The organism is Acinetobacter sp. ANC 5378 (assembly GCF_013004315.1).
In the GTDB taxonomy this organism is placed as follows: domain Bacteria; phylum Pseudomonadota; class Gammaproteobacteria; order Pseudomonadales; family Moraxellaceae; genus Acinetobacter.
Genome location: NZ_JABERK010000031.1, coordinates 24,375 through 43,666, shown reverse-complemented (window position 1 = coordinate 43,666; position 19,292 = coordinate 24,375). Strand labels below are relative to the sequence as shown.

Here is a 19,292-nt window from a genome sequence, read left to right as displayed (position 1 = left end):
ACAGCTACCTAAAAAATATGGTTCTAATTACTCTTGCTGTATTTTAGGCAAAAATGCAGGTAACTAACAATTGCTTTTATTGATATTTGTTATATATAAGGCTGTTAATTTTGATAAAAAATGAATATAGCGTTAAATATGGCATCTAAATGAAAAAGACTCCTATTTAGGAGTCTTTGACTTATTCATGATGGTTTCAAATTAAGCATCTAAGGCATCTTTCAAAGCATAAATTTGTTGTAGTGCTTCACGTGGTGAAAGACTATCGACATCTAAAGCTCTTAATAGATTCAGCGCAGGCACATCTTTCTCAACCTCAACAATACGTTCAATCACTTCAATGGACGATTCATCCGCCACACTAAATAAGTCATTTTGTACCGCTTTATTCAGTTGTTGATGTTGCTGCTTTTCCAAAATCTTTAAACGATTTTGTGCTTCTTTAATCACGCTGGCGGGAATACCGGCTAATTTTGCCACTTGCAGACCATGACTTTGGCTTGCAGGACCATGCTGAACTTTATGTAACAGAATTAAATTGCCATTTAATTCTTTGGCGGTGACATGGTAGTTATCGATGCCTGATTCCTTGCCCAGTTCAGTGAGTTCAAAATAATGGGTCGCAAATAAGCACAGACATTTAATGCGCTTGCTTAAGTCAATCACACATGCCCAAGCCAAAGATAAGCCATCATAGGTACTGGTACCACGTCCCACTTCGTCCATTAGTACCAAAGACTGGTTGGTGGCGTGATGCAGAATTTGTGAAGTTTCCGTCATTTCCACCATAAAAGTCGATTTACCGGTAGATAGGTCATCTGCGGAGCCAATACGGGTAAAGACCCGATCAATGGGACCTAACACCGCAGATTTTGCAGGAACATAGCAGCCACAATAAGCCAATAGGGTAATCAGTGCAGTTTGACGCATAAAAGTGGATTTACCACCCATATTTGGCCCCGTCACAATGGCCATACGGTGGTTAAAGTCTAGAGTTGTATCATTTGGCGTAAAAGCCGTTTTACTTAAAGCTTCAACCACAGGGTGGCGACCTGCTACAATTTTTACCCCGATTTCAGGGCTAAATTCCGGACGCGACCAGTTGCGTAAACGTGCCTGATGAGCAAAGTTGGCCAGCATGTCAATTTGTGCAATCGCGCTGCTCATCATTTGTAAATTACCGATATCTTGGCGTAATTCATCCAAGAGCATTTCAAACAACATTTTTTCACGCGCCAGCGCACGCGATTCACTGGATAGCACTTTATCTTCAAAAGACTTGAGTTCTGGCGTGATATAGCGCTCTGCATTTTTTAAAGTCTGGCGACGAATGTAATGATTTGGTGCCTGATCTGCTTGCGCGCGAGTCAGTTCAATATAGTAACCACTAACCCGGTTATAGCCAATTTTAAGGGTAGGAACGCCGGTATTAATACGCTCTTGCGTTTCCAGATCAATCAGGAACTGACCTGCATGATCGCGAATTTTACGCAGTTCATCCAGTTCACTGTCGAAACCTTCTGCAATGACATTACCATCACGAAGTAATACCGGAGGATGTTCAACAATGGCTGACATCAGGCGTTGGTATAGCCCCTTGAAATCACCCAATTCATGATCTAATTGTTGAATTAATGTAGATTGCTTGGCTTGAGTCATCGGCTGAATGGCATGACGTAATAAAGGAATTTGCGCACAGGCTTGGCGCAATTGGACTAAATCACGTGGACGTGCACTGCCTAAAGCAATACGGCTTAGCACACGTTCAATATCACTAATATCTTTCAGTACCAAGCGAATCGGCGATTCATGATAGCCATTCAGCATCGCTGCCGTTGCATCCAGGCGAGCATCCAGTAATTTGGTATCACGTAGCGGCTGCATTAAGGTGCGGCTAAGTAAACGCCCGCCCATTGCCGTTTGACAGTCATTGATCAGTTGAAACAACGATGTCCCATGATCAAACAATGGCTCGACTAACTCTAAATTGCGACGTGTGACGGGATCTAAGGCAATGAAGTCATTGCTTTGTTCCAGTTGAATGGAACGGATATGCGGTAAAGCTGTTTTTTGGGTTTCTTTGGCATAGTGAATCAGTGCTGCTGCAGAGGCTTTTGCCAGTGGTAAATGATCAATACCAAAACCTGAAAGGGTCGACACGGCCAACTGATCACATAAGGTTTTTTGAGCATTATTGACGTTGAAATCGACATTCGGACGCTTGGTGACAGGGCACTCGAGTTGCTTTTTGATTTGTTCAATAATATTGGGATCAACAATATCTTCATCCACCAGAATCTCGCTTGGCATTAAGCGGGAAAGCTCTATCGCCAGTTGCTCGTGTTGAAAGTCTTGTTGTTGAACCTTGAAAATGCCTGCACTTAAATCTAACAGCGCAATACCAATTTGATTTTGTTGAATGCAAAGCGCGACCAAATTGGAAGATTGATGACTGTTAAGCAGGGCATCATCTGTCAGTGTGCCGGGCGTAATGATTCGGACTACACCGCGTTCCATAGGTGCCTTACCGCGAGTGCCTGCGCTCTCGCCTTCACCAAGCTGTTCACAAATGACAACGGTTTCGCCTTTCTTGACCAAACGTGCTAAATAACCTTCAGCTGCATGGTAAGGTACGCCTGCCATCGGGATCGGTTCACCATTGGCTTTGCCACGATGGGTTAAAGTAATACCCAGTAATTTTGCAGCTTTATGCGCATCATCAAAAAACAACTCATAAAAGTCACCCATACGGTAAAACATGAGTGAGTGAGGATGCTGCATTTTTACAGTTAAATATTGCTGCATCATTGGCGTTAAAGTGGAAAGATCAGCCATGATTTCCGGGTAACTCATTGAGGTAAAATCCTTAAATATTTGAATAAATCTAGATCGCTAAAAACTTGGCTGTCTCACCAATTTCAATTTTTTGCATGAAGAGAAGTTTATTTACCAGTAAGACATTCAGGTCTTATATTTTTTAATTTTCTGGCAAGTCGTGTCGATCAAAAAACTTAACTTCATTCGAGTGGCTTATCTTATCAAATTTGCATGAGCAGAGAAAAATGCTTTGCAATAATTACGTAAAAATTAGTGCAGCAGTTTTTAATTTGTTTATGGCGATATTCAGGCGGGTGAATATCGCCGTAATAAAGATCAATAAGCTAGATTTGAAATATTTTAATGATGCGTGGAGATAGCCTAAGAAAATATCTTCACACCAAATTGAATAGCAGATCATGCTTCATCCACATGATCGGCTGAAATGGATCAATCTTAAGGGTTACGGTTTATGTAAACCTAACTGGGCCAAATGGAGGCGTAATATTCGACGCAATTCTAAAACGGCTTCGGGAGTTTCCTGAATGGAATGTCCACCTTTGATGATCTTTTCAGAAACAGCCCCATTTAGGTGGGCGCTCTTGTAAGGGACGACATCATCGGTAATGATATTCAGATCATCACTGTTGGTGATATTGCCCATAATGGAATGGAAGGCGAGACCTTTACGTGGGGTAATGTCTTTGGTGAGTTCCATAAATTTTGACTGATGACTTAAGTCGCTGGGACCATTTTGAATCAGACCATGATCAATCTGGGTGATTAGATCTTTGACGTCTAGATCCTGGTTTTGTATGCTGTCACCAATCGCAGAAAGGAAGGCACCCGGTATACGAATAATTTTACGCGCGGCCTTGGTAAACCATCGATCGGCATAATCAGTTCCTCTATGCGGAGAGGCTAGAAATATCGCACGACTAAAATTAGGAATATCCTTCATGACCAAGCGTTGTGAAACGATCGGTAATTTTTGGTATTTATTTAATTGACGATTATTCATCATGGCTAAAGCCTTTTTAGTCACGTCTGCATCGCTGACCAAAAGACGGGCAATAATACCTCCCATACTATGTCCAATCAGAACGGCATCTTTTTTGGCGGGTGCTTTGGCATCCACCTGTGCAAAAGCTTGGGTGAGCAGGGCATAGATTTGAAAGCGACTTTCAATCATCGGCATATTGGTTGAATAGAATACTTGCCAGACCTGAAAGTTTTCCCGTAGTACCGTGTCACCCATAATGTCATTGGTCAGTCTAATCCAGGCTTCAGGACTACTGGCGAGACCATGCACCAATACAATGACTTTTTTATTCGGGTTATAAGGTTCCAGCATATATAAATGCGGCATGGTGAGATGATCGTCACGATCAATCAGGGTCAAATAGGCCGCTTTACCCAGATTATTTTGTGCCAGCCATAAACCATAGGGCGTAGAGAAGTTAGCGGCAAGCGGATAGGTTTTGCCTGCTATCTCCACTTTTTCATATTTGTAGGGATCAAAAGCTTTTAATTCAAACTCTGCCTTATTTAAAATATCCTCAAGATTGCTCGCGGATTTCGGCTGCGTGGTAAGAGTGGCTGCCAAATAACGCGCTTGATGAATATTCGGATTGATGCCATTTTTGTAGCTAAAATTGATCGGGTCGATAATGTATTTATTTTTACCTTCACCGATATCATCCTTAACTTGCGGTAAAACGACAACAAATTCTGAACCAAAACCATCACGGCGGTTAATTGAACGTAACCCCGAAAAATTCAGGTTATAACTTGAAAGCAACTGCTCAATTTTCTGTTCTTTAAGTTGCGGGTAATGATCAAAGTTAATGCTGTAGATGCTTTTGCCGACTTTAATCTGGTGTTCGACTTCCGTGGGTTTGTAACGTAGCGCATACGTGGAAACCAATTTGGCTAGGGCTAAGTTATAAAAGTCACGAATCTGGACCTGTCTGTTATCAAAAATACGGTCTTGAGGTTCGCGTTTGGTTTTAAACATGTAGGCATAACTGTATCGAATACTTTTATCCAGCATATAAAGTTGTTGGTCCAAACATTTATCATAAGTCACTTGCTGGAGCTGTTGTTTTTCTTCTGACTTGGTACTGGTTAATATGCCGATCTTACAATCACTTGAATTTTCAAAGCTTAAGGCTTTGGCTAAGTAAACTTCACTTGCTGTAGATAATAATTGTTCATCTTGAATTTGGGGAATTTGTTGTAGCTCCTGGACACATTTTTCAGGTTCATCAGAGCAGATTTTTGCTTCACGACCTGTCATTGAAAGCACATTTAAACTGGCTTCACTCAATTTGTTGCGGGTGAGTATACTTTCTCGTTCATTGGCAATGGTGACGTTGATGGCTTGATTTTTAACACTTACAATTTGACATCCTGTCAGCAGATAACTACTGAATAGCGCGGCAAATAAAACTCTGTATATCTGTTTTGGCATAATAATAGTCTGTGGTAAGTATTTATTTGAATTTTCTTCATGATACGATAATTCTTCTGGTTTTCAATTCATACACAAAAAATAGACCGTACTGGACGGCCTATTTCAATCAAAACTTAAAAATTAAGGTGCTTTAGGTGGGTTAAGCATTTGCCATACATTCCAGCGACCTTGCTTTTCAATTTCAGCAATTAAACGGTCAGCCACTTCAGCTTCTTGCGGATATTTTACTTTGTAATTTTTCAAAGTTTGAATCGCATTTTTCTTTTGTTCCATGGCAATGTAATTGTTTGCCGCAGACAGATACGCTTCCTGTACACCCGCTTTCATTGCTTTATCTAAATAAGGAATCGCTTCACGCTGACCACCTCCTTCAGATAAACCAAAACCAAACCAGAAGTTTGCTTCGGCATCTTCTTTGTTGATTTTTAAAATGCGCTGCGCATAGGTTAAAGATTTGGTGGTATAGACTGAACCCAAGTCCAGGTTGCGCGCCATTACACTGGCTTTAAATGCACGAATCAGAACATCAAAAGACGCATTATCTCTAGATGCTAAAATATCGAGCTGTTGAGTCAATTCTTTTAGTTTGGCTTCAAAACCCTTACGTTCCTGACGTTCAGTAAAACGAGGTGGGTAATGACGTGCTTTACCTTCAACCAATTGTAAAAAATCATCAATTTCAGTGATATCAATTTCATTTTCACCCGCAAGCACGGCAAATTTCAAATTGCGTGTATTGCTGTTCACCGTTGGAATAATGAGCTTATTGACATCTAGAGTCACTTTCTTGGAAGGGTTGCTTTGCAGATTCACTTCCATTTTAGTAACAGGCTGTGCTGCAGCTTGTTTTAATGCAATTTCAAATGGAGGTGGAGCATCGTAGTTAAACGGATTCAGCGCATAGAACGGTGGAGTCAAATCGGGTTCAGTGAAAATAATTGGAGTAGTCGACTTTTTGTCTTCTTTCGGTGCCATGCTACATGCAGAAAGTAAAGAAACCGCTATTAATGTACATGCCAAAGGCTTAAGGGTCATATGGATCATCCATTCATTTAATTTTAAAATTAATTAGGGGCTGTTAATATTTCATAAATGGCTTGCGCTGTAGGCTCAAATTGGGCAGATGAAGTGTCAATAAACCCAACTTGCATGTTTGTCAGTCTAAGAAAACTCTGATAAACACGCAAGTTAGCAATTGTGAAAATTCACATAAGCACTTTAGGCTTTGGATTGACTGCTTTGCGCTTCGCATTCACGGCGCACATCTTCAATGATTTTAAGCTCTTCAACACTAAACGGTTGTTCATCTTGCTGCTTTTTAAATGAAGGATCGAGTAACGATAAACGCTGACATAAGGTATTCATGCGTTTTTCATTGAGTTGAATTCGATCCAGCAAAACACGCATTCCATCTAAAATAGGATCTGACTGATCTTGTGTAGCCGCATAAGGTTGGAAACCAATACTTTCTGCATAATCACGGCGACGTGCTTCTTCAGCATCTTTCGGTTTGTCTTTGGTGATAAAGCGGGCTGGATTGCCAACAGCCGTGGTATCCGGTGGAACTTCTTTAGTCACCACTGCATTGGAACCGACTTTGGAGTTTTTACCGACAGTAAAAGGTCCAAGAATTTTTGCCCCTGCACCCACCACCACACCATCTTCCAAGGTTGGATGACGTTTACCTTTATTCCAGGTTGTGCCGCCCAGCGTTACACCGTGATACAGCGTGACATCATCACCAATTTCGGCAGTTTCACCAATCACTACACCCATGCCATGATCGATAAAGAAACGACGACCAATTTTCGCACCCGGGTGAATTTCAATGCCTGTGGCAAAACGGCTAAAAGAAGACAGCAGGCGAGCAGAGCCTTTACACTCTTTTTGCCAAAGTTCATGGGCAATACGGTGCATAATCAGCGCGTGTATGCCGGGATAAGTGGTTAGAACTTCTAAGGTGTTTCGAGCTGCAGGATCGCGCGCGAATACAGCCTGTATGTCTTCTCTGAGCTGTTTAAGCATTAGGTTGATCCTCTGAAGAATCTGTTGTCTTGTCTGTAGATTTTTTCCATTTACCACTATTCATGGCTTGTACACGAGTGAATATGCCACGAAGTAAATGATATTCCATACGGTCTAATTGTATACGTCCAAATAGACGACGCAAGCGTAAAGGCAATAAACGTGGATTTTTTGGATCCATAAATTCAATTTCTGCCAACATTTTTTCAATATGTGGGTAGAACTGTTCCATTTGTTCATGCGTGACCAAAGGCTCATCCCAATGCATCGACTCGGTATCGGTCACTTGCATGGTTGCTTCCGGATCTTCTTTCTGTTCGGTTAATGCCATGGCTGCCATACGCATTTCATAGCAAATCACCTGAATAGCTTGAGCAACATTGAGTACGCCATAATCGTCATTGACCGGAATGGTGACGTGATAATTGGCCATCGCCAGTTCTTCATTGGTTAAGCCACGGTCTTCACGACCAAATACAATCGCAATTTCCTGTTGATCTTTCACTACTGCATTGAGTGATTTTTCAGCGGCAGGGCGTGCATCCAGCAAAGGCCACGGAATGGTGCGGCTACGGGCACTGGTGCCAAAAACCAGATGACAATCTTTAATGGCATCTTCTAAAGTCGGTACAATTTCAATCTGCTCGATTAAATCTACTGCACCCGCAGCCAAAGCATTGATGTCCGGATGCGGGTAGGTTTTAGGTGCAACCAGTACTAGTTTGGATAAACCCATGGTTTTCATTGCACGTAAAGCACTACCGATATTCGCCGGTAATGTGGTATTGACCATGACAATACGCACATGGGAGAGATGTGCTGAAACAACAGCATTGTCAACTTGACTCATAATGTGTCCGATTTGAATTTAAATATTTAAAAATTAAGAATATTGGTTGGCTTCAGCCTGATACAGATCCATCGCATCATCCATGCTGATATTGGCAGGTGGCGGTGCAATCTGGACTGGCTTACCCTGATGATGCGCAGCCTTGGCAGCTTTGGATTTCACTTGGTATTCAATATGGATGACATCTTTGCCAAAATAATCGCGTAATTTCGCCAGCAGTTCGTCCTGTGGCGCGACTTTCCAATTCAGACCCAAGTGAACTTCCGCTGAAGCGTAGGGATAATCAACTTGTAATTGCATTGGAATATGATTACACATATCGACATTACAAAATGGAAGCAGAATCTTTTGTAAATCCTGACTTAGGGTCTTGGTCAAATATTCATGATTCAGTTTAATCTGGATGCTATTGGCACGTTTCTGACGAATATCATTCAGGCTGAACGCTTTGGTTAAACGTCCCATTGGACGGTCATAACCTTCACGTTCGTAGATTTCGCCTTCAATCACCACCACACGATCGGCTTGAATGACATCTTTAAAACGCTGGAAGCGTTCATGATTGGCAGAAACTTCTATACGTGCCGTACCATCATCTAGTGTCACCATCATCCGGTTCGGGAAGTTGGCAACATCGACCACCAGTCCGGCAAAGACCGTGGTGACTCCGCGACGTGTCGGGGTTAATTCGTTAATTCGTACTGGAATAAAGGATTTTAACTCTGGACGATAAACATCAATCGGGTGTCCGGTTAAATACAAGCCAAGGGTGTCTTTTTCGCCTTTAAGACGGACTTCATCTGACCAAGGTTTTACCGGTTTGGATGGTTTGCGCTGAACTTCTTCAACTTCACCAAATAAATCCATAATCCCGGTTTCACGATTACTTCGTGCCTGTTCGGCCGCTTGAACCGCTTCAGGTAATTGCGCCATGATACTGGCACGATCAATGCCTAAACAGTCTAAAGCCCCTGAACGGATGAGTGCTTCCAAAGTTCGTTTATTGATTTTTTTCAAATCAATACGATGGCAGAAATCGAATAAATCTTTGTAAGGACCATCCTGCAAACGTGAGTCAATCACCGATTGCATGGCTGCTTCACCCACGCCTTTAATTGCACCTAGGCCATAAACAATGGTTTTTTCATCACTGGCATGGAACTGGTAAAAAGACATGTTAATGGAAGGAGGGAACACTTCTAAGCCATTAATTCGGCAGTCATCAATCAAAAATACAATACTGTCGGTATTTTGCATTTCCGAAGTGAGTACCGCTGCCATAAATTCAGACGGATAATAGGCTTTTAACCATGCTGTCTGGTAAGCAACCAGTGCATAAGCGGCGGCATGCGATTTGTTGAAACCATAGCCGGCAAATTTTTCCATATAGTCAAAGATATGGTTGGCGGTCGCCTCATCAATATCTTTTTTTGCGGCACCTTCAATAAAGATTTGACGCTGCTTGACCATTTCTTCAGGTTTCTTTTTACCCATGGCACGGCGTAGCATGTCCGCACCACCGAGGGTATAACCGGCACAGTACTGTGCAGCCTGCATTACCTGTTCCTGATAAACCATGATCCCATAAGTCGGTTCAAGTACGCCTTCCAATAATGGATGCAGATATTCAAACTCGCCACCATGCATACGATAGATAAAGTCGGGAATAAGATCCATTGGACCCGGACGGTATAAGGATACGAAGGCAATAATTTCTTCGAATTTGCTTGGACGCGCCTCTTTCAGCATTTTTTTCATGCCGACGGATTCAAACTGGAAGATCGCCGTAGTATTGGCATTTGCGAAAATTGAATAGGCTTTGGCGTCGTCTAGCGGGATATGCGCAATATCCACGGTTTTTTCCGGCCCAATGCGTTTATTAATATTTTGAATCGCATCTTCAATTACGGTCAGGTTACGCAGACCCAAGAAGTCGAACTTGACCAAACCGGCTGATTCAACATCATCTTTATCGAATTGTGCAACGCGGTTGGTACCATCCGCATCGCACATCACTGCTGAATAATCGGTAATTTTACCGGGTGCAATCACCACACCACCGGCATGTTTACCGGTATTACGGGTTATGCCTTCAAGTTTCAGTGCCATTTCCCAGATTTCAGCCGCATCATCATTGTCTGGATTAGACGGATTGGTGACGATATCTTTAAGCTGTGGTTCCATGTCGATGGCACCACGCAGGTCTACACCGAGCGGTTTGGTCGGGATCAACTTCGAGATACGGTCTGCAAGTCCGTAAGATTTACCCAGTACACGCGCGACATCACGGATGGCACCTTTTGCTGCCATGGTACCGAAAGTAGCAATCTGTGATACTGCATCACGGCCATAATGACGGGCCACATAGTCAATAACCCGGTCACGACCTGCAATACAGAAGTCGATGTCAAAGTCGGGCATTGAGACACGTTCAGGGTTCAAGAAACGTTCGAACAGCAGGTCATAACGCAGTGGGTCAAGATCGGTAATTTTCAGGCTATAGGCCACCAGTGAACCCGCACCTGAACCACGGCCCGGACCTACCGGTACGCCATTATTTTTAGACCACTGGATGAAGTCCATCACGATCAGGAAGTAGCCCGGGAACCCCATGTTCAGGATCGTCCCGATCTCGTAAGCTAGACGTTCATCGTATTTTTTACGAATTTCTGGCCAGTCTTCATCGCGTTTTTCAACGGGATAAAGAAAGTTCAAGCGTTCTTCCAAGCCTTGTTTAGAAATATGTTCAAAGAAGGTATCAATGGTATGACCTTCTGGAATGGGAAAGTCGGGAAGGTCATTGAAGCCTAAACGCAAGCTGACATTACAGCGTTTGGCAATGTGGTAGGTGTTTTCAATCGCTGTTGGAATGTCTGAAAACAGTTCAGTCATTTCCTCGGCAGTTTTGAAATATTGCTCAGGACTGTAAGAACGTGGGCGACGGTTATCGCCGAGGACATAGCCATCAGCAATACAGACACGGGCTTCATGCGCTTCATAGTCAGTTTGTGCAATAAAATGCACATCATTATGTGCCACGACACCAATATTGTATTTTTGAGCCAGCTTAACCGCTCCTGCAATGAAACTTTCTTCATCTGGTCGGTCGGTACGGGTCAGGGCCAAATACACCCGATTACCAAATTTTTCAATCCATTCTTCTAGCAGTGCTTCAGCTTTTTGCGGGTTGGATGAATTGAGCATTTTTCCGACATCACTATGCATGCCTAACAGCACGATGATGTCTTGATTCTGTTCAAGCACCCATTCTTTTTTTACGCAAGGAATATCAAGCTGTTGACCTTCAATAAAGCCACGCGAAACAATTTCGGTCAGGCTGCGCCAACCTTTGTTGGTCATGGAAAGCAGGGTTGCTTTATGGTCTGCATCATTCAGGCGAATCACACTGCCCAGAATCGGTTTAATGCCTTTATCCAGGCATTTTTTATAAAATTTAACTGCGGCATGCAAGTTGGACAGATCTGTTAATGCCAAAGCGGGCATTTCATCATTCACTGCAGCTTTCATAAGATCAGGTATACGTACGATCGATTCCGTAATTGAAAATTCTGTATGTATACCAAGATGAACAAAGTGCATAAATGAGTCCCTGCAAAAACTGACGGCTATTTTAGCATGCTCTGAATGTGGGAATGGCTTAATATTTACCAAATTTCAAGTAGATTTTTGATCATAATATTGGTTATAGCTGATGTTTTAATTGATAAAATCAAAAAATGGATTCTTTTTAAGCAGAATATTTTTGCCAAATAAAAACCCTCTAAGCGAGGGTTTTAAAGATTTAAGATGACCAGTATTTATCTTAACTTGGCGAGCCATTCACCCATGGTCTGAACAATTTGCACCAAGAGTAAAAGCACAATCACGGTTAAAATCACTACGCTGGTATCAAAGCGTTGATAGCCATATGAAATCGCCAAATCACCAATACCACCGGCACCCACTGCACCCGCCATTGCGGTTGCACCAATTAAGCTAATGGTCGCGGTGGTTAAATTCAAAATCAGTGAACTGCGCGATTCGGGCAAAATAAACTTGAAAATAATCTGTAAAGGCGTGGCACCCATGGCTTGAGCCGACTCGACAATTCCTTCATTCACTTCAAGCAATGAGGTTTCAATCAGGCGACCCATATACGGACCAATGTAGATGGTCAGGGGAACAATCGCTGCCCATGTACCAATTGAAGTCCCGACTAAAAATTTGGTTAAGGGAATCACTGCAATGAGCAGGATGATGAAAGGTAGCGAGCGGAGGGCATTCACAATCGGGTTGAGAATATGATAAACCGCACGATTGGGAAGAATGCCTTCAGGTCGAGTAACCAATAAGATAATCCCTTGGATAAAGCCCCAAATTCCGCCAAACAGCATCGCGAAGAACACCATGTGAAAGGTTTCTTGCAAAGCTGTAACAAACTGGTCAATCGACAGGGAACTCTGCCAAAATGGGGCAGTCAGTTCAGTCAACCATTGTACGATTAAATCTCTCATACCTGATCTCCTGAATGTTCAACTTTTACGCCATTTTGTTCTAAAAATTCAATTGCTTGTTGAATAATTGCCGGATCACCTAACAATTGGATAAACATCTGTCCAATTACGGTGCCATTAATTTCAGTCATGTTGGCAAACAGGATATTTAAACTGATATCAAACTTCTTAATCACCGCTTGTACCACAGTTTCTTGAGCAGATTTGCCTAAAAACTGCAGGCAATAAATACTGTTATGATTCTGATTTTCGAGGTTCTTTAAAATATTGACCGGTAACTGTTGCTGAAGCACCGTTTGAATAAAGTTTTTGGTGGTTGGATGTTGCGGCTGACTAAAAATATCGAGGGTTGAACCGGTTTCAATCACTTTACCTTGTTCCATCACCGCGACATAATCACAAACCGTTTCAATCACATCCATTTCATGGGTGACCATCACAATGGTGATGTTCTGTTCTTTATTGATTTTTTTGAGTAAGGCTAAAACAGATTTGGTGGTTTGCGGATCCAGTGCGGAAGTTGCTTCATCACAGAGTAAAATTTTAGGATGATTGGCAAGTGCGCGGGCAATACCGACACGTTGTTTCTGCCCACCCGAAAGCTCATCGGGGAAAGCATCTTTTTTATGTTTGAGGTCAATAAACTCAAGTAATTCGTTTAAGCGTTTTTCACGTTCAGCCTTACTTACACCCAAAAGCTTCAGTGGCATTTCAATATTTGCCGCAACAGTTTTGGTTTGTAACAGGTTAAAGTGCTGAAAGATCATACCGATGTTTGCACGTTCTTGACGTAATGAGCGTGCATCCAAAGCGGTAAAATCTTTTTGATTAATAATCACCTGACCTTCATTCGGCCGTTCCAATAAGTTAATCAAACGAATTAAGGTGCTTTTACCTGCGCCACTATAGCCAATAATGCCAAAAATACTGCCTTCTGGAATTTCCAAATTAATTTGGTCCAGAGCGCGGATGGTTTGACCTTTTAGCTGATAGTGCTTTGAAATGTTTTTAAATTCAATCATATCGTCAAAAACTAAGCAGAAAATAAAAAACAGGCAAAGTCACTTTGCCTGTTTGGTTTGAATGATTATATTACTATTTTGTTTCAGTTAGATAACTAATTGGTTTATTTACATCAACCTTAGTACCACCAAATTTTTCTTGCACATATTTGTTCACAGCTTCGGTGTGATACAACGCACCAACTTTTTGTAGTAAAGGATCATCTTTACGTGATTCAGCAGTCGCTAAAATGTTTACATTTAACTTGGTGCTTTGGTCTACTGGCTCATAATAGATTGAATCTTTCAGTACGTTTAAACCACCCTCAAGCGCAAGTGTATTGCCTAAAACAATCGCATCCACTTCATCTTTTACGCGAACAGCAGTCGCCATTTGAATCGGTTTAATCACGATTTTTTTAGCATTTTCAGTAATGTCGTTTGGAGTGCCTGTTGCAGGGTCAAAGTTGGCTTTAAGCTTTAACAGACCTGCAGATTGAAGAAGCAATAGGGCACGTGCTTCATTGGCTGCATCGTTTGGAATGGCAATGGTTGCACCATTGGCAAATTCTTCAACTTTTTTTACTTTACTTGAGTAGATACCCATTGGCTCAAGATAAGTAGTAGAAACCGGGGCAATCTTGTCTTTATTCGATGCATTGAATGCTACCAAATACGCATAAGACTGGAATGCATTGATATCAACTTCTTTGTTGGCAACAGCGGTATTCATAGCAACATAGTCAGTGAAGTTTTTCACTTCAAGTTTGATACCTGCTTTTTTGGTTTCAGGCAATGTCGCAATATAACGCCAGATGTCTGCATCTGAACCCGTTGATGCCATCACTACAGTTTGTTCTTTTGCTGTATCATTTTTTGCCGCGTCAGTTGCAGGTGCTTCTGGTTTAGAGCAACCTGCCAAACCAACAGTTAGGCCTAAAACAAGTCCAAGGAGCTTTTTCATGTGTTCATCCCAGGTAAATTTAATTTTGGCTTTAAATTTACGAATCATTTATTAGAGAGATTAAAATCAAGCTTGAATCAGTAAATACTGATTAATGTATACGACTTTAAATAGACCTGAAATTCAATGCAATCAGAGATCAGTCGCATAAGCAAATAAATGTAAAACTGTGAACAGCAAGTCGCTGTATTCAAAGCAGCTTTAATAATTCAAGCTATCTTTAAATTTGCATAATCATAACAATTTTTTGTTATGCATAATAGTGATTATAAATCTTACTCTTAGCTTTATTTTTCATAACAAAGATTAGGGTTTTAATAAAATAACTCATAAAACAATAGATTAAGTTTATTGAAATTAATAAAACTGATATTTAAGCGTTTTTTTCTTCTATATAAGATTTTTGAAAATACAAAGATGAAAAATGGATAAGTGAAAATTCTAAACTTCTTTTTTTATCTTAACGCTCTAGGTCTTTGTTCTTAGGGTTTTTATGAAGTGTTGTGGGATGAATTCAGGAAAAAACGGCATAGTGAGTTTATTAATGAAGCAATAATAGAGGTGAGAGGGGAAGCAAGTTTTTTATACGAAATATTGTTTCGAAGAGTTTGTGAATTATTCAGCAAATAAATGCTTTGAGAAATCAGCGAAAACTCAAAAAGATTATTTTTTAAACAAAGTTGTTAGCAATTTTCCAAGCTGGTCTTTTACTGTTTTTTAGGTCGATCTATTTTTTAAATATATGAAATACAAAGTATTTTTATAACAGATTTTTTTTAGTTATTTAAAAACATGAGCTTAAGCTTTATTTGAAGGTGGAAGTGTGGCTGACTAGGTTTTTAGTGTGAAATATGAACTTCTTGAAATCATAATTAGATTTTAAAACTAGTGAGCATAAAACATATTAAAAAAGCCCACGAAAATGTGGGCTTTTTAGGCTTAATCTATTCTTTAAAAGAATTAAGCATTTTCACGAGCAATCGCACGGTAACCAATATCTTTACGATATTGAACGCCGTCAAAAGTCACTTTTTCACAAAGCTCTAATGCTTTTGCTTGCGCTTCGCCAATCGTGTTGCCTAATGCTGTAACGCATAGAACACGACCGCCAGCAGTCACAACTTCGCCATTGGCATTGGTCGCTGTACCTGCATGGAATACTTTGGCATCTGTCATTTCGGTGTTTAAACCAGAAATCACATCATCTTTGCTAGAAGTTTCAGGGTAGCCTCTAGATGCCAGTACGATACCGACAGTCTTGCGCTCATCCCATTCAGCTTCCGCAGGTAAGTTACCCGCAATACCCGCTTCAACCAGATCCACCAAAGATGATTTTAAACGCATCATGATTGGCTGAGTTTCAGGGTCGCCAAAACGACAGTTGAATTCGATCACTTTCGGTTGACCTTGTTCATCAATCATCAAGCCTGCATATAAGAAACCTGTGTACACGTGACCATCTGCTTTCATGCCATCTACAGTTGGACGCATCACTTCTTTCATGACACGATCAAAAACTTCTGGGGTCACAACAGGAGCAGGAGAGTAAGCACCCATACCGCCAGTGTTCGGACCTTGGTCGCCTTCAAAAATGCGTTTGTGATCTTGTGAAGTTGCCATTGGCAGGATGTTGTCGCCATCAATCATACAAATGAAAGATGCTTCTTCACCTGCAAGGAATTCTTCGATGACTACGCGTGAACCGGCATCACCAAATTTGTTGCCGGCAAGCATGTCATCAATCGCATCAAATGCTTCTTGATTGGTCATGGCAACGATCACACCTTTACCTGCAGCAAGACCATCGGCCTTGATTACAATTGGTGCACCATTTTTCTCAACAAATGCTTTAGCAGCATTAACTTCCGTGAACACATCATAAAATGCTGTTGGAATATTGTGACGTTTCAAGAAATGTTTTGCGAAAGCTTTAGAGCCTTCTAATTGAGCCGCAAATTGAGTTGGACCCCAAACTTTCACATCAGCTGCACGGCATGCATCCACAACACCATTGACTAGTGGTGCTTCTGGACCAACAATGACTAAATCAACCGCATTATTTTTTGCAAAGTCGATAATTGCAGCATTGTCTAAAATGCTTAAATTTACATTTTCACATTTATTTTCAGTTGCTGTGCCTGCATTGCCCGGAGCAACAAAGACTTTCGCGACTTTATCGTCTTGCGCGATTTTCCATGCCAATGCATGTTCACGACCGCCATTACCCAAAACTAAAATATTCATCGGTTCATACTCCATGAATCGAAAATGACATAAAGTCCTCAGCCTGAAAAGGAGAGGACTTTATGCAAGATTTAAAAATCTGTTTTATTTGACATGAATGACGTTGTCATTACATTTTTAATCCATCAATTAGTGACGGAAATGACGCATGCCAGTGAATACCATTGCGATACCAGCTTCATCAGCTGCTGCAATGGTTTCTTCATCACGCATAGAACCACCCGGTTGGATAATGCATTTGATACCTGCTTTCGCAGCGTTATCAATACCATCACGGAATGGGAAGAATGCATCCGATGCCATTACAGCACCTTCAACCACTAGACCAGCATGTTCAGCTTTGATTGCAGCAATACGAGCAGAGTTTACGCGGCTCATTTGACCTGCGCCCACACCAATCGTTTGACGGTTTTTCGCATAAACAATTGCATTTGATTTCACGTATTTCGCTACTTTCCAAGCGAAGATCATGTCATCAATTTCTTGTTCAGTTGGCGCACGTTTGGTAACTACTTTAAGATCATCTTTAGTGATCATGCCCAAGTCTTGGTCTTGAACCAGTAAACCGCCATTTACGCGTTTATAATCAAGTTGCGATTGACGTGCATCAATAGCTGGAAGTTCGCCACATACAAGTACGCGTACGTTTTTCTTCGCGCCAGTCACTTCAAGTACGCCATCAGCAATACTTGGTGCAATGATCACTTCAACGAATTGACGATCAACAATGGCTTGTGCAGTTGCTACGTCTAATTCACGGTTGAATGCAATGATGCCGCCGAATGCAGATTCAGGATCTGTTGCATATGCAAGATCATAAGCCGCTTGAATGCCGTCTAAAGATACTGCAACGCCACATGGGTTAGCATGTTTAACAATCACACAAGCAGGTTTCGAGAATGATTTAACACATTCAAGCGCTGCATCTGTATCTGCAATGTTGTTATAAGAAAGTTCTTTACCTTGAAGTTGTTTCGCAGTTGAAACAGAAGCTTCAGTTGCAGTACTTTCTACATAGAATGCAGCAGATTGATGCGGGTTTTCACCGTAACGCAAATCTTGTGCTTTGTTCAATTGAGTGTTGAAAGTGCGGGCAAATTTGTCTGCCTGACCTTCTTCTTTACCTACGCGAGCGCCAAGGTAAGAAGCGATCATGCCATCGTATTGCGCAGTATGTTCAAATGCTTTAACTGCCAAGTCGAAACGAGTTTCATAAGATAACGCACCGTTTGCTTTCATTTCAGCAATTACAGTGTCGTAGTCAGAAGCATTAACCACAATACCTACAGAGGCATGGTTTTTCGCAGCAGCACGAACCATCGTCGGACCACCGATGTCGATGTTTTCAATCGCATCAGCCAATGAACAGTTCGGTTTAGCAACGGTTGCAGCAAACGGATAAAGGTTAACAACCACTAAATCGATGGCATCGATGTTGTGTTCTTGCATTACCGCTTCATCTAGACCACGGCGAGCTAAGATACCCCCATGAATTTTTGGATGGAGTGTTTTAACACGACCATCCATCATTTCCGGGAACCCAGTGTGCTCTGAAACTTCCACTACAGCGATATTGTTGTCTTTAAGCAACTTATAGGTACCGCCAGTAGATAAAATTTCTACCCCAAGAGCCACGAGGTTTTTAGCAAATTCAACGATCCCTGATTTATCAGATACAGAGATTAAAGCGCGTTTAATAGTCATGATTTTCGTCAACAATATTAAAGGTCTAGATTAAAACAGCAGGCAAAATATAAGATAAAAAAAATGCCCACGGTAACCGTGAGCATTTTATCATTTATTCACTCATTAAACCGTGAGCTTTCAACTTTTTACGTAAAGTACCACGGTTCAATCCGAGAATCTCAGCAGCGCGTGTCTGGTTACCACGCGTATATTCTAGAACTACAGATAGAAGAGGTTTCTCCATTTCTGCCAGCACCATGTCATATACCTGAGAAGGTTGCTCGCCTTGCAATTGTGCAAAATAATGGCGAACTGCGCGATCTACGTGAATACGAAGAGCGACATCAGATTGTGCAGTAAAAATAGGAGATTTGCTATTCATGCGAATTAATCCGAAAAATCAAATATCACTTGGGTAAAGGGATATATAAAAGTGGTCTAAAATTTAAATTCCGTTTTAGGTCCTAAAACGGAAGTTCTAAAAACTTGTACATTTAGCTTGCCACAACTCGACGTTTTTGATCGAAAATTAAGCGTAACAATAGTTTAATATTTGTTACCGACCAAAATCAAAACAAAAAAATCTACTCAATACGCATTATCAGGATAAAGCGCATATAAGCTAAACTATAATTGTTGTGAAAATAGTGAGGAGTTTGCAGCACAAAGCTTTCGTGGCGCGTATGATAGCATTGTCTAAGAAAAAGTGAGCAAG

At 41.3% G+C, this 19,292-nt stretch carries 12 protein-coding genes; all 12 read right to left on the bottom strand.

Annotated features, from left to right (window positions below; translation table 11 throughout):
* Window positions 1-201: 201 nt before the first annotated feature.
* The 12 genes from mutS to fis all read right to left on the bottom strand — a co-directional run bounded on the left by mutS (window position 202) and on the right by fis (window position 18,959).
* Complete coding sequence (gene mutS / locus HLH16_RS07605) at window positions 202-2,853, bottom strand: DNA mismatch repair protein MutS (protein WP_171528872.1); 2,652 nt, start codon at window positions 2,851-2,853, stop codon at window positions 202-204.
* Between the two features lie 427 nt (window positions 2,854-3,280).
* Window positions 3,281-5,290 carry an esterase/lipase family protein gene (locus tag HLH16_RS07600; protein WP_171528871.1) on the bottom strand — a complete coding sequence of 670 codons (2,010 nt, stop codon included), beginning with the start codon at window positions 5,288-5,290 and terminating at the stop codon, window positions 3,281-3,283.
* A 123-nt stretch (window positions 5,291-5,413) separates the two neighbouring features.
* Window positions 5,414-6,328 (bottom strand): ABUW_2363 family tetratricopeptide repeat lipoprotein, encoded by a 915-nt coding sequence (locus HLH16_RS07595; protein WP_214646655.1) that lies wholly within the window; start codon window positions 6,326-6,328, stop codon window positions 5,414-5,416.
* A gap of 183 nt (window positions 6,329-6,511) precedes the next feature.
* On the bottom strand, window positions 6,512-7,318 hold the full coding sequence (cysE, locus tag HLH16_RS07590) for a serine O-acetyltransferase (protein ID WP_171528870.1): 807 nt from the start codon (window positions 7,316-7,318) through the stop codon (window positions 6,512-6,514).
* Window positions 7,311-8,168, bottom strand: coding sequence for an RNA methyltransferase (locus HLH16_RS07585; protein ID WP_171528869.1), 858 nt, complete (start codon window positions 8,166-8,168; stop codon window positions 7,311-7,313). Before HLH16_RS07585 ends, cysE begins: the two co-directional genes overlap by 8 nt.
* Window positions 8,169-8,201: 33 nt before the next feature.
* Window positions 8,202-11,768, bottom strand: coding sequence for a DNA polymerase III subunit alpha (gene dnaE, locus HLH16_RS07580; RefSeq protein ID WP_171528868.1), 3,567 nt, complete (start codon window positions 11,766-11,768; stop codon window positions 8,202-8,204).
* Window positions 11,769-11,986: 218 nt separating this feature from the next.
* Complete coding sequence (locus tag HLH16_RS07575) at window positions 11,987-12,682, bottom strand: methionine ABC transporter permease (protein WP_131289617.1); 696 nt, start codon at window positions 12,680-12,682, stop codon at window positions 11,987-11,989.
* Window positions 12,679-13,704: a methionine ABC transporter ATP-binding protein gene (locus tag HLH16_RS07570; RefSeq protein WP_131289615.1), complete on the bottom strand. Its 1,026-nt coding sequence runs from the start codon at window positions 13,702-13,704 to the stop codon at window positions 12,679-12,681. Before HLH16_RS07570 ends, HLH16_RS07575 begins: the two co-directional genes overlap by 4 nt.
* Window positions 13,705-13,777: 73 nt before the next feature.
* Window positions 13,778-14,647, bottom strand: coding sequence for a MetQ/NlpA family ABC transporter substrate-binding protein (locus tag HLH16_RS07565; RefSeq protein ID WP_131289613.1), 870 nt, complete (start codon window positions 14,645-14,647; stop codon window positions 13,778-13,780).
* A 960-nt stretch (window positions 14,648-15,607) separates the two neighbouring features.
* Window positions 15,608-16,891, bottom strand: a complete 1,284-nt coding sequence (purD, locus tag HLH16_RS07560) for a phosphoribosylamine--glycine ligase (RefSeq protein ID WP_131289611.1) — start codon at window positions 16,889-16,891, stop codon at window positions 15,608-15,610.
* Window positions 16,892-17,020: 129 nt separating this feature from the next.
* Window positions 17,021-18,595, bottom strand: coding sequence for a bifunctional phosphoribosylaminoimidazolecarboxamide formyltransferase/IMP cyclohydrolase (gene purH / locus HLH16_RS07555; RefSeq protein ID WP_131289609.1), 1,575 nt, complete (start codon window positions 18,593-18,595; stop codon window positions 17,021-17,023).
* 94 nt (window positions 18,596-18,689) lie between these two features.
* The gene (fis, locus tag HLH16_RS07550) at window positions 18,690-18,959 is read right to left on the bottom strand and encodes a DNA-binding transcriptional regulator Fis (RefSeq protein ID WP_001086304.1); all 270 of its coding nucleotides are present in this window, start codon (window positions 18,957-18,959) and stop codon (window positions 18,690-18,692) included.
* Window positions 18,960-19,292: the final 333 nt, after the last annotated feature.